Origin of the sequence: Nocardia sp. NPDC050412 (assembly GCF_044458825.1) — a bacterium.
Taxonomy (GTDB): Bacteria; Actinomycetota; Actinomycetes; order Mycobacteriales; family Mycobacteriaceae; genus Nocardia.
Window position 1 is genome coordinate 366399 of the sequence record NZ_JBITIJ010000006.1, and the last position, 13356, is coordinate 379754.

The 13356-nt window shown below is 64.4% G+C and carries 13 protein-coding genes and 1 pseudogene; 10 read left to right on the forward strand and 4 right to left on the reverse strand.

All coding sequences use genetic code 11. The annotated features are described in order from the left end of the window. The first annotated feature begins 478 nt into the window (after window positions 1-478). Genes ACIBI6_RS19460 through ACIBI6_RS19475 form a run of 4 tightly spaced genes read left to right on the forward strand, consistent with a single transcriptional unit; the run spans window position 479 to window position 2439 of the window. A complete protein-coding gene (locus ACIBI6_RS19460) occupies window positions 479-847 on the forward strand; it encodes a hypothetical protein (protein ID WP_364341225.1) in 369 nt (122 codons plus the stop codon). Next, the gene (locus tag ACIBI6_RS19465; protein ID WP_364341223.1) at window positions 837-1589 is read left to right on the forward strand and encodes a hypothetical protein; all 753 of its coding nucleotides are present in this window, start codon (window positions 837-839) and stop codon (window positions 1587-1589) included. Before ACIBI6_RS19460 ends, ACIBI6_RS19465 begins: the two co-directional genes overlap by 11 nt. After that, on the forward strand, window positions 1586-2071 hold the full coding sequence (locus tag ACIBI6_RS19470; RefSeq protein ID WP_364341221.1) for a roadblock/LC7 domain-containing protein: 486 nt from the start codon (window positions 1586-1588) through the stop codon (window positions 2069-2071). Before ACIBI6_RS19465 ends, ACIBI6_RS19470 begins: the two co-directional genes overlap by 4 nt. Further along, complete coding sequence (locus ACIBI6_RS19475; RefSeq protein ID WP_364341219.1) at window positions 2068-2439, forward strand: hypothetical protein; 372 nt, start codon at window positions 2068-2070, stop codon at window positions 2437-2439. Before ACIBI6_RS19470 ends, ACIBI6_RS19475 begins: the two co-directional genes overlap by 4 nt. A gap of 107 nt (window positions 2440-2546) precedes the next feature. Here ACIBI6_RS19475 and ACIBI6_RS19480 read toward each other — a convergent pair whose 3' ends face one another. Beyond that, window positions 2547-2840: a hypothetical protein gene (locus ACIBI6_RS19480; protein ID WP_396957361.1), complete on the reverse strand. Its 294-nt coding sequence runs from the start codon at window positions 2838-2840 to the stop codon at window positions 2547-2549. Window positions 2841-3011: 171 nt separating this feature from the next. After that, a pseudogene (locus tag ACIBI6_RS19485) lies at window positions 3012-4030 on the reverse strand (AMP-binding protein); the annotation flags it as partial. A 137-nt stretch (window positions 4031-4167) separates the two neighbouring features. Between ACIBI6_RS19485 and ACIBI6_RS19490 the strand changes: the two are divergent. Beyond that, window positions 4168-4818, forward strand: a complete 651-nt coding sequence (locus ACIBI6_RS19490) for a TetR/AcrR family transcriptional regulator C-terminal domain-containing protein (protein ID WP_364341215.1) — start codon at window positions 4168-4170, stop codon at window positions 4816-4818. 354 nt (window positions 4819-5172) lie between these two features. Then, window positions 5173-6036 (forward strand): hypothetical protein, encoded by an 864-nt coding sequence (locus ACIBI6_RS19495; RefSeq protein ID WP_364341213.1) that lies wholly within the window; start codon window positions 5173-5175, stop codon window positions 6034-6036. A 102-nt stretch (window positions 6037-6138) separates the two neighbouring features. Here the strand turns inward: ACIBI6_RS19495 and ACIBI6_RS19500 are convergent, their stop codons facing one another. Next, a complete protein-coding gene (locus ACIBI6_RS19500) occupies window positions 6139-6705 on the reverse strand; it encodes a hypothetical protein (protein WP_364341211.1) in 567 nt (188 codons plus the stop codon). Window positions 6706-7002: 297 nt separating this feature from the next. On the opposite strand from ACIBI6_RS19500, the gene ACIBI6_RS19505 reads away from it, so the two are divergent. The 3 genes from ACIBI6_RS19505 (at window position 7003) to ACIBI6_RS19515 (ending at window position 11157) form a co-directional block, all read left to right on the forward strand. Then, window positions 7003-8043 (forward strand): DUF2235 domain-containing protein, encoded by a 1041-nt coding sequence (locus tag ACIBI6_RS19505; protein WP_364341209.1) that lies wholly within the window; start codon window positions 7003-7005, stop codon window positions 8041-8043. 65 nt (window positions 8044-8108) lie between these two features. Next, entirely contained in the window at window positions 8109-9902 is a 1794-nt protein-coding gene (locus ACIBI6_RS19510; protein WP_396957262.1) for a hypothetical protein, read from the forward strand. 7 nt (window positions 9903-9909) lie between these two features. Continuing rightward, window positions 9910-11157: a hypothetical protein gene (locus tag ACIBI6_RS19515; RefSeq protein WP_396957263.1), complete on the forward strand. Its 1248-nt coding sequence runs from the start codon at window positions 9910-9912 to the stop codon at window positions 11155-11157. Window positions 11158-11268: 111 nt separating this feature from the next. On the opposite strand, the gene ACIBI6_RS19520 is transcribed toward ACIBI6_RS19515, so the two are convergent. Beyond that, window positions 11269-12342, reverse strand: a complete 1074-nt coding sequence (locus tag ACIBI6_RS19520) for an MspA family porin (RefSeq protein WP_396957264.1) — start codon at window positions 12340-12342, stop codon at window positions 11269-11271. A gap of 330 nt (window positions 12343-12672) precedes the next feature. Here ACIBI6_RS19520 and ACIBI6_RS19525 point away from each other — a divergent pair, with 330 nt between their 5' ends. Then, window positions 12673-13356 (forward strand): hypothetical protein, encoded by a 684-nt coding sequence (locus tag ACIBI6_RS19525; RefSeq protein WP_364341201.1) that lies wholly within the window; start codon window positions 12673-12675, stop codon window positions 13354-13356.

The following is a 13356-nucleotide window of genomic DNA, read 5'->3' on the forward strand; positions in this document are numbered from 1 at the left end:
CCGATCGCCCCCCGTCGCGTCCTGAGTGCCCGCCAAACCGTGCCCCGGCATCCGGGCGCAGCTGCGTCCCGAACGCCACCCGGGCTTCGTCGTCGCCCGCACAGTTGGGCCGCCTGGCCGAGCGTTCGCCAGACAGTAGCTATGCTGGACATACACGTTTGCTGATCGAAATTCCGATGCACCGCTGCCGTAGCAACTCTCGCCGCCTCGGCATCAACAGGGATTAATACCGAATGGTATTCGGTCACCGAATATCGAAAAGTGATGATTCTGCACCATATCCAGCTCGCATGATATTTGCATACCGAAAGGTATTGATACCGAAGGGTATTCTTACCCGCGCACCCGGCGGAAATGCGTCACCCGTCCAAAAATCTGAAGAATTCGCCTTCCATCCTCCGTCCGCACTGTGTAGCGTCTGGACCGCTGGAATCCCCGAAATGATAGGCCGGGCGCGGTGATCGGTATCGACGACTGCTTGAAACGCATCATGGACATTCCCGGTGCGCGCAGTGTGACGATGGTTGACAGCGCGAGCGGTCTGGCGATCGCCGCGGCAGGACGGCACGACCTCGTCGATCAACACGAGGACGCCGCCACCACCACCGATGTGGTCCGCACGGTGCTCGGCTGTCCGGCGCTGGCGACCGATCGCGACGACGACCTCACCGAGATCATCGTCTGCGGCACCCGCGGCTATCACCTGTTGAATCTGGTGAACGGCGACTTCGACGGTCGCCTTTTCGTTCACGTGCTGTTCGACGAGGACACCGGAAATCTGGCCATCGCGAGATTTCGACTCCGCGCAATCCTCGGCGAATTGGTCGAGGACGCCGATGGTCGTTGACGTCGCGGCCGAACTGCGGCGATTGGAAAAGCAAAGATGCACCGGAGTGTTGTGCGCGGGCGATGGCGCATTTCACCTCGCGGACGGCGCGATAACCGCGGCCGACTGCCTGCGCACCACCGATCTGGAACGGCTCGCGACCGCGGCGGGTGTGGCGACCGCGGCGGAATGGCAACTGGCCGCAGCCGGCGGTCCGGGCGGTGTACCGATCCTGCCGCGACTGGAAACCCTGGCGTTGCTGTCGGTCTTCGACGCCGCCTACTTTCTGCTGGCCACGCCGGTCGTTCCCGAATTCCGATCGGCGCCGCCGCACTGGTTGGCCCCGGTCTGCCACATTCCGCCGCAGGTGCTGCTGCACGAATGCGCCCGGCGGGGTGACCCGGACGTCGAACCATGGCCCGCGGAACTGGTCGACCGCGCTCCCGTCGTGCCGGTGCGCCGCGTCCGGCGCAGACGGGTCACGCTCAGCGGCGGCCAGACCGAGGTACTCGCCGCCGCCGACAGCAGGCGCAGCGTCACCGGCATCGCCCGCGACCTCGGCCGAACCAGCTATGGCGCGCTGGTCGCGGTGCGGGAGCTGACCGCGGCGGGGCTGATCGAGCCGCCCGATCTGGGCACCGAGCCGCGGCAATTCCTCCCGCGCCGGGTGCGCCAGGCCCAGGTCGCTGCACCGCAGAGCTGGGAGCCGGTCGATCGCGATGTGCTCGTCCGCCTCCGCGCGGCGTTGGAGGAGCTTGCGTGACCGCGCGGAAGAAACTGCTCGGCGAGTTGATGGGAAGGTGGACGAAGGTGGCGATGTCCGGACCCGAACCGAATGCGGCGGTGCTGGCGGAGCTGAAGGCGCTACACGATCGTCTGCCTCATCTGATCGGCACGCTCGTCGCCTCCAGCGACGGACTGCTCGTCGCACACGATCTACCTCCCGATATCGAGCCGACCCGGATGGCCGCGCTGGCCTCGGCCCATCTGTCGCTGTCGTATCAGCTGGCCGCCACCGTGCACGGCGGAGGGTTCCACGAGGTCGTGGTGCACGGCAGCGGCGGGCACGTGGTGATCTACGCGGCGGGCTGGTCCTCGCTGATGGTGCTCGCCGGACCCGATGTGAATGTCGGCCGCCTGCACCTGGAATCGCGCCCGGTCGCCCGCGGCATCGCCGATCACCTGAGCGCCACCGACTCCGGAAAAGACCGGACCTGGAAAACCGATCGAAAGGAACCGATATGACGAATATGGATCTGGCGCTGAAGGACATGATGGGGATAGACGGCGCGATCGGCGCCGCCGTCGTCGATTACGGCAGCGGCATGGCCCTCGGCATGCTCGGCAGTTCCAAGGCCCTGGATCTGCAGGTCGCCGCGGCGGGCAATACCGAGGTGGTGCGCGCCAAGCTGCGGACCATCGAACAGCTCCAGATCAAAGAGGATATCGAGGATGTTCTCATCACGCTGACCGGTCAGTACCACATCATCCGCCCGATGACCGGCCGCAAGTCCAAGGGCCTGTTCCTCTACATCGCCCTGGACCGCGGCCGAGCGAATCTCGCGCTGGCTCGGCACCGCCTCAAGTCCATCGAAGAGGACCTCGAGGTGTGACCCTGCGGTGCAACACCTTTCGCAGCCGAGCGGTGTGGACCTCGACCGCACCGCCCGGCGTCGAGGTGACACCGAATCCGGATGCCGGATCGCTGGCACAAGAAATTTCAGACAAACTGCCTTTTGAGCTCTCGTTTGAGCACCTTGTGACTGGGCCCGAGCGGAAGTTCCGTGACGAACTCGACCCGCCGCGGATACTTGTGCTTGGCCAAATGCGCACGCCCGTAAGCGATCACATCTTCGGCGGTCACCGCAGCCGCGGGCACGACGACTGCGCAAACCTCCTCGCCATAGGTCTCATCCGGCACTCCGATGACGGCGACCGCCGCGATGTCCGGGTGCCGAAGTAGCGCCTCTTCGACCTCGGTCGGGTACACATTGAACCCGCCGCGGATGATCATGTCCTTGATCCGGTCGACGATCGTCAGATAGCCATCGGCATCCTTGATACCCAGATCACCGGTGCGGAACCAGCCGTCGACCACCGCCGCGGCCGTGACCTCCGGCTTCCCGAGGTACCCGTTGAACACATTGTGGCCGCGGATGACCACCTCTCCGAGTTCACCGGCGGGCAGCAGTGCAATCCGCTTCGTTTCGGACGGATCCGCGATCTCCACATCCACACCCCACACCGAATGTCCGACCGTCCCCGGTTTCACACCGAAGTCGGGCTGGTTCACCGCCGCCGTCGGCGAGGTCTCCGACAGCCCGTAGCCTTCCAGGATCCGCGCACCGAAGACCTCCTCGAAGGCCTCCAGCACCGACGAAGGCAGCGATGCGCCACCGGAGATGCACAACCGCAGTAGCGGCGGATCCGACAAGTCACGGGCGGCACCGATCAGACCGACATACATGGTCGGTACGCCGTGAAAAGTGTTGACGCTCTCGGCTTTCATCAGACCGATCGCCTCGGCCGCCACGAAGCGTGGCAAAAGCACCAGGGTGGCGCCGGCCCGCCAGGTCGCATTCATCGAGACAGTCTGACCGAATACATGGAACAACGGCAGCGCGCCGAGCGCCACATCATCGCTGCGAACATCATTGGCGTCGAAGGCATTCACCGTCGCGTTCAGCACCATATTCAGGTGACTGAGCTCGGCCCCCTTCGGCCGGCCGGTGGTTCCGCTGGTGTAGAACACCACGGCCGGATCCTCGGGTCGTCGCGTGATGTAGTTCGCGATAGGTTGTGCATCAAGGGAATTCGGCTCGACCAGCGGCACTTCCGCAGCTGTCGCGGCCGCTCGACCGACCTCCGCGAACCGGGGATGACACACCAGTAGGCGGGCATCGCTGTCGCGCAGCACATGCTCGGCCTCCCCCGCGGTCAACAGCAGATGCACCGGGACCACCACCGCCCCCGCGGCGATAATCGCATAGTAGCGGCCGGAAACTCGGCGGTGTTCGGGCACATCAGCGCCACCCGGTCGCCCGGCCGCACACCGAACTCGATCAACGCGGCGGCCTGGCTCCGCGCCCGGTGCCAAAGCTCGGCGAACGTGATCCGCCGCGCGCCCTCTATGAGTGCGATCCGATCGGGTCGCCGTCTCGCCTGTTCGGCCAGGACGCTCGCCAAGGACAGTGTCGCGTTCATGCCGCCTGCCCGGTGAATCTTGTCATCGCTCTCCAAAACTAGCAGCGCAAGTTTTCGGTCAACCGTACGGGATGAAAACTAGCGACGCAAGTTTTATGCGCTGCTGCAAGAATGCGAGCGCCGAGAGGAGGCGATAGATGGCCAGACCGCGCCGACCGCTGCTCACCCACGAGCGCATCATCGAGACCGCATTGGCCCTTGTCGACACGGATGGGCTGACGGCGGTTTCCACCCGCCGCCTCGCCGCCGAACTCGGCGTGCAGGGACCATCGCTGTACAACCACGTCGGCACCAAGGACGAAATCATCGATGCGGTGGTCGATTCCGTGCTCGGCGAGGTGGATACCTCGATGTTCGGCGAACTTTCGGCCGATAATCCGGACTGGCGATCGGCGCTGCGCCGCTGGGCCCATTCCTATCGGAGCGCGGTCGCCGCACATCCCAATATCGTCCCGGCACTGGCGAGCGGCCCCGGCCTCCGGCCCAATGCATTACGGATCGCCGATGCCGTATTCGGCGGTTTGGTCGCGGCGAATTGGCCGCGCCGGGAGGCCACGACCGTGGGCACGCTCATGCGCTATTTCCTCACCGGTTCTTCGCTCGGTTCCTTCGCCGCGGGCTTTCCCGCCGACGCCGAGGTCTATGCCGAGGAGTATCCGCACCTGAACGAGGCGCATCTGCTCGCCGAGCGGCAGTTGCGAATCGATCGGGACGCATTCGAGGTCGGTCTCGAATCGCTGCTGGATGGGCTCGAGGGTCGGTACCGGTTGCTGGTGCGCAGCGGATAGCTCGATCCCGATGCGCTGGTAGGCATCCCGAGGCGTCTGTCTATCGGGTCACAACCGGCGCGATCGTCGAGGCCCTACCGACGCAGCGCCGTGGGCGATATTTGGGCCGCGAAAACGCCTACGAGAGAGCAAGTTTCATCGAATTCGTCTGCACCGGCGACACTCGGATCACAGCTGTTTCACAAGCTTCGTGTGCATGGGGTCACGTTGCCCGACAGACCGCGGAGTCCTAACGTAACTTCCTGTTAACAGACGATGTCGTCTGTACCAATTCCTATTATTCGTCCCAGGAGGACATGCCCCGCAGCGTCCGCTTCCTCGAATCCGGAAGTGGCACAGCAGGTGTGGTTAGAAATGGCACACACAACGCCTTGGCAAGAAAAAGATGTTCAGCTCGGTCGCCCCGAGAACGATGACGATCTCATCGGCGAGGTGACCGCACAACGTTTCGACCTACGATCCGACTGGGGCTATCTATGTGCCCCGGGTCTGAGTCTGCTCACCTTCCTACTGTTGTTCCAGCCCTGGATTTCGGCAACCGGGCCGAACGGCACCGTCAGCTCAAATGCCTTCGGCCGAATCGACGGATTCACCACCGGCTCATTCCAATCCGTGGTGAGCATCAGCAGCACCTGGGCCGTCCTCACCACCCTGGCGGTCGCCGGTACGGTCGTTTCGACAGTCATGTATTTCCGGGTCCGCAACCGGCTGCTTTCCTACCTGGTGCTCGGCTGCAGCAGTGCGGCCGCCCTTTTCGTGCTCGCCGCCTTGGCCTACCTCAACGGCAAGGTGCCGGAGCTGCGCGAAATCACCGAATCCGCGAACCGCACCGGAATTTTCAGCTGGCTCTTCGGTGATAATTCGGCAACGGACTTCGGCGGTGAGCACCGAATTGCCAGCGCTGGTCTCGATTTCGCCGCGACGCTCGGCGCCATAACCGCGTGTGCTGCCGCATTGGCCGCCGGTGCCATGAGCCTGCGCAAACAAGGCTTCACAGTTCGCCTGATCTCGGCTCCCCAGCCGAATATCGCCGCAGCGGAAAATCCGTCGGAGCCGTCCGACCAGAAGACGTCGGAAGCCAATATATTCCTCTGGGAACAACTGGCTTTCGACGATGACCTGGCCGTCTACGACCCCCAGGTGCGCCGCCGAATGGTCCGTCGAACCAGGACAGCCGCCCGCCGCCCACCGGCCCGCGAAACGGCACTGACCAGGTAACGCCCACGCGCGCAACGAGAGCAGCAGACACAAGAGGGCCGGGCGGCCAATAGGCGCCCGGCCCGCTTGCATTGTGTTCGATTATCTCCGATGCGCGACCTATCACGGGAACGGCGAGAAGAAGCCGATCGCCGCACCTATGGCTGCGCCGATCGCGCATCCGAAGATGGCGCCGACCAGGAAGAACCAGATTCCGATCGCAACGCCGACCAAGCAACCGATGGTTGCGCCGACTGTGATCGAAATCGGTCCCCAGGCCTGGTGCACGCCGGGCATATTCTGGGAGTTGACAGCCTCAGTTGTCGGTCCGCCGACCGGCGTGAGGGTCAATTGCGTGCTGGTGCTGTCCAGCGACGGTGTCACCGCGAGGCTTTGTCCGGCCTCGGTACGCAGTGTCGTCGGGATGCTGCCGACTACCGCGCCATTGTCCGCGAGGACCGTGATGGCATCGGGTGCGACGATGAATCTGCCGGAGGCCAGGCTCACCAGCGCGCTGGTGTGGTCGGCTGCGAGGGTCGTTGTGTAGGCGATCGGGCCATCCGCAGCGTTGAGGCTGACATCGGTCAGCATCCCCTCGCCATGTGCGGTGGCGGTGGCTATGCTGGTCGCCGCGACGGCCATAAAGGCGGTCGCTATCAATTTCTTGACGAACATTGGACTTCCAATCATTTCCGATTTCCATGACGTTCCCCGACAAACGGCACCGGATAGCTATAATGATGCTCCGCCGATTTGATTGATGTCGATAACTTGTTTCCGGGATCGGAGTCGGTTTTCACCCCCTAGGGGTATGCGAATCCAGTTCCCTTCGAATACATGTCGAGGGGTCGATTCCATTTCTCGGCCGAGTGCCGGTCGAACTATGCAAGGGCCGACGAAACGCCGGAAAATCGATCGCCGATCGGCGCGAAAGTCAGGTACCGCACTACTCGATACTTCCGTGCTCGATGAGCCCACACTCATTGGGTGTCCACCGGTAAGAACATCGTCATCTGTCTCGACGGAACAGGCAATCAGGTCCGCGCCAGCGGTTGCACGAATGTGGTCCGCCTGTTCGAGATGCTGGACCTGAGCGATGCCACGAAACAAATCGCGTACTACGACCCGGGCGTTGGTACGTTCAGCGCTCAGGGCGCTTGGACGCCACCGGCCCGGTGGGTGTCCCGAGTGCTGGGGCTGGCGGTCGGCAGCGGACTGCGTTCCAATCTCGCCGAGGCCTACTCCTATCTAATAGCGCACTGGCAGCCGGCGGACCGAGTGTTCATATTCGGTTTCAGCCGCGGCGCGTATACGGCGCGAGCGCTGGCCGGACTACTACATGAGCCGGGCCTCTTGCGTCCGGGCAGTGAGAATCTCGTGCAGTACGTCGTCAGCGCCTACACCCGCAAGACCACGAACTGGCCGGAACTTCGCCGATACGCCCGCACCTTCTGCTCGAAGTCCACCGACGGCAGTTTCTCGATTCCTATCGAATTCCTCGGCGTATGGGACACGGTCAAGGCGGCCGGACTGCTGCGCTGGGAACTCAAATGGCCTTTCACCCGGCAGGTGCCCAATGTGGTGAAGGCGCACCATGCCGTTTCGATCGATGAGAAGCGTCGTCCATATGAGGAATATCTGGTCACCCCGAAGGGAAACCGGCCGATTCTCACCGAGGCCTGGTTCGCCGGTGTCCACTCCGACGTCGGCGGCACCTTCGAGGACGATCCGAAGCTGGCCGAAATCGCGCTCAAGTGGATCACCGACGGTGCGCTCGAGGCCGGATTGCTGCTGCGCGCCGGGGCGTACCTGGATACCTGCGCGATAAGCCCCGCACATGCGAACGGCAGCGTGCACCGGATGGGCTGGATCTGGGCCCTGCTCACCTACCACCGACGCAAGGTTCCCGCGGGTGCTCGGGTGCACGCGAGCGTGCGGTCACGGTGCGAGAGCGACACGACGTATGGAAAACGAATCCCCCGAGATGTCAGGTGGGAGGACGAACAATGGACGAAACTGCGAATTTAGCGGAGTACGCGAACGGAATCTGTCCGCCTGCTCGACGCAGGCTGCGTACCTTCGCATTCGACCCGATGTCCACGCGTCTGTCCGGCCAGTTCCTCACCCTCGATATTCCGTTCGAACACATCCGGGGGCCGGGCCCCGACGGCGCACTCGTGCAGGTGGTCGACTTCGACGCCAGCCGTAACGCGTGGTACGAGCCGGTCGACCTCAACGATCCATACATATTGGCGCAGGACGGACTTCGTCCGACCGAAAGTGACCCCCGTGCGCACCAACAGGTCGTCTACGCGGTCGCGATGAGTGTGATCGAGCGGTTCGAACGGTTCATGGGACGTCGATTCCGGTGGCACCGCGACCAGATCCTGCGTCTGGTCCCGCACGCCTTCGAGGGGCGCAACGCCTATTTCGATCCGCGCCGCCGCGCCTTGCTATTCGGCTACTACCAAGCCGATGCCGATAATCCGGGTGCGAATCTGCCCGGACAGGTCATCTTCACCTGCCTGTCGAGCGACATCATCGCGCATGAGGTGACGCATGCGATCGTGCATCGAATCCGGCGGCTGTACAACGAAGGGACCAACCGCGATGTCTTCGCCTGGCACGAGGCCGTCGCCGACTTGATCGCGCTGTTCCAGCATTTCGCCCACCGCGACGTGGTCCTCAACGCAATCGCGACCACGTCGGGAGAACTCGAGAAGAGCGCCGGACTGCTGGATTTGGCGAGGGAGTTCGGTGAATCCACCGGACGCGGCGCGGCATTGCGTTCGGCGATAGAGGACCGCAGTCGCACGCCCGAACGATTTCGCGCGGCACAGGAGCCACACGAACGCGGTGCGTGTTTCGTCGCAGCGGTATTCGACGCGTACTTGGACGCCTACCAGAACTCGATCGCGGACCTGCTGCGGATCGCCAGTGGCGGCACCGGAGTTCTACCGCCGGGTCGTCTGCACCCTGATCTGGTATCTCGGATCGCGGACGAGGCGGTCAAGACCGCGGATCGAATGCTCGGGATGGTTGTGCGGAGTTTCGACTACCTCCCGGTACTGGACGTCAATTTCGGCGATGTCGTCCGGGCGATCGTCACCGCGGATCGCGGACTCTATCCGGAGGACCGGCAACACCTGCGCAGCACCCTCGTGGAGGCGCTGCGGCGGCGCGGCATCTGGCCGATAAGTGTCACCTCACTGACCGATGAAGCGCTGGTCTGGCAGCGGCCGGACACCCGGTTGAACCTCGGCGACGGCGATCACCAGGTGGATTTGTCCCGGGTCATCCTGTCCGCATCGAAGGACCTGGACCCGATCGGCATTCCGGGCGAATTGCGTACCCCCGCCGTACCCGACGGCAACGGCACCTCCGGTCGGGACGACTCCTCGACCAGGCGTTCGGTTTTCGAGCAGGTCGCCCAAGAGCTCATCGGCTGGGCCGACTCGAATGCCGCCCGAATCGGGCTGGATCCGAACTTCAAGATCAGCTGCGAAGGCATCCACGTCTCGTACCGAATGGCGGGTGACCGGTTGCCGCGTCCCGAATTGGCCATTCAGCTGCTGCAGCGTCGCGCAGATCTCGAGGATGCGGGCCAAGGCAAGCAACAACCGGTGATCCGCGCCGCAACCGCGCTCGTCGTCAGCGCCGACGGGAGTGTGGACTACGTGATCGCCAAGCCGCTGCCGTTCAGCGACGAATCGTCGGCGGCTGACGACACTGCCATCGCGTTCCACCGAGCGGGCAAGCTGCGGCTGGCCGCGATGCGGGAATGGTTCGACCGACTGGAAGCCGACGACGCACTGAGCGCATGGACCGCCGAGCACGCGATCCACCGCCTCGACTTCGCTGCTATCCACGCGCAAACAGATCAGTAGGTGCGACATGTCAACGCCGACAACCATTGCCATCCGGATGTACAACGTCGGATTCGGCGACGCCTTCACCGTGACCGTGCGGCGCAACAATGAAACCTGGCGCATGCTGGTCGACTGCGGCGTGCACAGCCAGGGCCAGGCGCGCCCGATACGTGACTCCGTGCGGGCCATCATCGCCGACCTCACCGCGGCCGATCCGCACCATCGACCGCATCTCGACATTGTGGTCGCCACCCATCACCACGCCGATCACATCACCGGATTCGCCTGCCGGGAGTGGGAGCAGGTGAGCGTGGACGAGGTGTGGGTGCCATTCGTCGAGGATCCCGATGACGAAGACGCGCGACGAATCCGCAGCGGTCAGGTCGAGGCCGCGAACGGTCTGCTCGCGCTCATCGAACAGCGCGGCAACGGGCATCGCATGTCGACCTCCGTCGAACAGGCGCAGGCCTTCGCGGTGAACTCGCAGGGCAATGCCGCCGCGACCGATCGTCTCCTCGGCCGCAATTTCAGCGGATTCGCCGCACCTCACCGGGTGCGGTACCTGCCGAGCAAGAACGAATCCGAGAATACGATCGCCGTGGATCGCGTCGGGCTGCTCGCGCATATCCTCGGACCGCCGCGCGATGCCCGATTCCTGAAGCGCATGGATCCGCCCGCGAAGCAATCGTGGCCCCTGGTACGCGCGGGCGCGTCCGCGGCGACCGACGGCGGGCCGACACCGCTGTTCAACCGGCGCTATATCGCGCGGACTCCCTTGCCGAGCCGCCTGCTTCAAGCGAAGGCGGCGCTGGAGCTGGACGAACTCGTCGACGATGACGATCGACTGCTGCGCGCCGCCTCGGTTCTGGAGAACGCGGTGAACAACACCAGCGTCTTCTTCGTGCTGGATATCGCCGGAACCAGGCTGCTTTTCCCGGGCGACGCACAGCAGGGCGCATGGGAGCACGTCCTGTCCGATCCACGCAATGTCGATCTCGTTTCCCGCCTGGCCTTCTACAAGGTCGGACATCACGGTTCGCACAATGCCACGCCCCGGCGTTTCGTCGAAAATGATTGGCAGACAGACGGTTACGCGATGATTCCATTCGGACTCGTCAAGCGATGGGCGAAGACCATTCCGAAGAAATCGCTGGTCGATTCGCTGGTGAGTCACGAGCACACCGTCATACGAGCCGACGAGTCCCCCGATGTCGTCCCCGGCAAAATCGCCGTCAATGGTGACCTGTGGAGCGAGGTGACACTCACAGCCTGAGCCAGCGTCCATCGGGCGCATTGGTTCTCCCCGACGCGGCTGCACCACCTAGTGCCCGGCTCGAGGCGGCTGAGGACGCCGAGCCGGGCCCTTCAAGCCAGCGAAATCGGATCAGAAGACGAACTGGCTGCCGTAGGCCGTGGTCTGCGTAATCCCCACCGGGGTACCCACCGAGGCGGTTATGAAAGGGACGGCCGATACCGGTGAGGCACACTGGCCGACGTTCAACGCGGCGTTGTTGAAGATGAAGTGGTACGGGAACACAGTCTTGTCGTCCAGGTTGGCCGTCACTGTCGTGACGGTGGTGATCTGGCCCGGTGCCAAAGTGGCTTCCAGTACCTCTGCCAGGCCCAGGGTCCCGCCGACCGTCGGTCCGAGGCTCGCGCTGGGCGGGGAGGCGCTCGGGGTTGTCGTTTCGATACTCGGGATTGTCGTTTCGATACTCGGGGTTGTCGTTTCGATACTCGGGGATGTGGTTTCGATACTCGGCGAGGTGGCGGCGGCGCTCTGGGACGTGGTGGCGGCGCTCTGGGACGTGGCGGCGGCGCTCTGGGACGCGGCGGCGGCGCTTCGGGACGCGGCGGCGGCGCTTCGGGACGCGGTGCTGGCACTCGGTGTTGGCACCTGCGTGGGCGTCACACTCGGCGTTGTGGACACCTGCGTGGGCGTCGCACTAGGCGTTGTAGGCACCGGCGTGGGCGTCGCAATCGGCCTCGGCACCGGCGTGGGCGTCACACTCGGCGTTGTGGGCACCGGCGCGAACGTCGCAATCGGCAGGCGGGCGGCAACGTTCGCCGGGCTGAACTCGGGGGAAATACTGGCCAACAACCCCTGATTGGGATCGATTCCGACGGTGAAGCCGTTATCCACACTGATCGCGCAGCCGAGGACGAACCCTGCGACGGCCTGCCCGGACGTCACCGCAGCGCCCTCCACGCTCAGCGAGTAGTCGCCGGACAACTGCGCGGCATGCGCGAATGTCATGAGGTAGGTCGGAGTCCGGTCGCCGGGTGGGTCCACTCTGACGTTGTCCACCGATGCTGTCAGGTGAATTCCGGCGCCGGATATGTCCGCACTGGGCGGCGGTTGCGCTCGGCTCGGCTCGGTGCCACCGGGCCACAGCACCACGACAGCCAGGACGGTCGCGACCACGCTGGTCGCGATAACGACGGATGGAGGTCGCATAGTTGGTCCTGTTTCGAATCGGATGTACACCAACGGCGGCGAAATCGCTTGCACAGACTCAAATAGCTAACGACTGGCAATCGTAGCGGTGCGCTGGCCCGCTGCGTTCAGTTGGCCGGGCGTGTCGCGCACCGGTTACAGCGAGCCACGGATTTGCTACAGGATTCGACAATTCGCCCCGGCGCTGCTGTGCGGGCCGCTTAAGCTAACTGCGCCGCAGCATGCGACAAACACTCGAGGTCGACAATCACCAATAGATAGACGTCCAGGAGGTACGGAATGCCGGAAGCCGGTCGTAGGCGTGGATCACGTCCAATATTGATTGCGAGCATGTTGCCACTGGCGGTTCTTTTCGGAACCGGAGTAGCCAACGCATCCCCGGACGTCACCGCGCAAGCACCTGTCACGCCACCGACGACAGCGGACTGGCTATCGCTGAGGCAGCACGAGCAGGGGCAAAGTCCTTTCCCGTTGCCGGCCCAACTCGATCTACTCGGCCGGTCGCCGGTCGACATCGCACCGTTGGTCGACACGCGCCGTGGCGATCGAGCTGTCGGCCGAGTGAATCCGCTCGCCGCCGACAGTTGGACCCGGGTCGAGGCGGTGGACGCGCCGGGCTCGCCGCCCGCCGTGGATCAGGAGCCGATCCAGGCGCTCTGCGAGCACGTCCCCGTAGATCCCCGCAGATGCACCATCACCGCCGTCGACGCGGCCGTCGGTGCGGGAATCGGCGCAGGCATCGCTGCTGGAGTTTCCGCACCCGTCGCGATATCCGCCGGAATGGTCGGCGCGGCCGCCGGGTTCGTCGCCGGTATCCCCTTCATGCCGACCGGCTTGGTTGTCGGCCCGCTCCTCGGCGCAGCCGTCGGCGTCGCCGTCGTAGCCGGACCCGCGGCCCTGCTCGGTGGGGTGCTCGGGGCGTCGGTCGGGGCGATAGTGGGCATCACCACGCCCCTCCCGCTAGCGGACGGCTCAACCGATGGATCCGGCGCGCCCACCACCTCGCCGAGATAA

Bases quoted from the DNA above. Each gene is read 5' to 3' on its own strand.
- ACIBI6_RS19480 (WP_396957361.1), bottom strand. From the start codon at position 2,840: ATGATCATCCGCGGCGGGTTCAATGTGTACCCGACCGAGGTCGAAGAG.
- ACIBI6_RS19520 (WP_396957264.1), bottom strand. From the start codon at position 12,342: ATGCGACCTCCATCCGTCGTTATCGCGACCAGCGTGGTCGCGACCGTC.
- ACIBI6_RS19515 (WP_396957263.1), top strand. From the start codon at position 9,910: ATGTCAACGCCGACAACCATTGCCATCCGGATGTACAACGTCGGATTC.
- ACIBI6_RS19525 (WP_364341201.1), top strand. From the start codon at position 12,673: ATGTTGCCACTGGCGGTTCTTTTCGGAACCGGAGTAGCCAACGCATCC.
- ACIBI6_RS19490 (WP_364341215.1), top strand. From the start codon at position 4,168: ATGGCCAGACCGCGCCGACCGCTGCTCACCCACGAGCGCATCATCGAG.
- ACIBI6_RS19510 (WP_396957262.1), top strand. From the start codon at position 8,109: ATGTCCACGCGTCTGTCCGGCCAGTTCCTCACCCTCGATATTCCGTTC.
- ACIBI6_RS19500 (WP_364341211.1), bottom strand. From the start codon at position 6,705: ATGATTGGAAGTCCAATGTTCGTCAAGAAATTGATAGCGACCGCCTTT.
- ACIBI6_RS19475 (WP_364341219.1), top strand. From the start codon at position 2,068: ATGACGAATATGGATCTGGCGCTGAAGGACATGATGGGGATAGACGGC.
- ACIBI6_RS19465 (WP_364341223.1), top strand. From the start codon at position 837: ATGGTCGTTGACGTCGCGGCCGAACTGCGGCGATTGGAAAAGCAAAGA.
- ACIBI6_RS19495 (WP_364341213.1), top strand. From the start codon at position 5,173: ATGGCACACACAACGCCTTGGCAAGAAAAAGATGTTCAGCTCGGTCGC.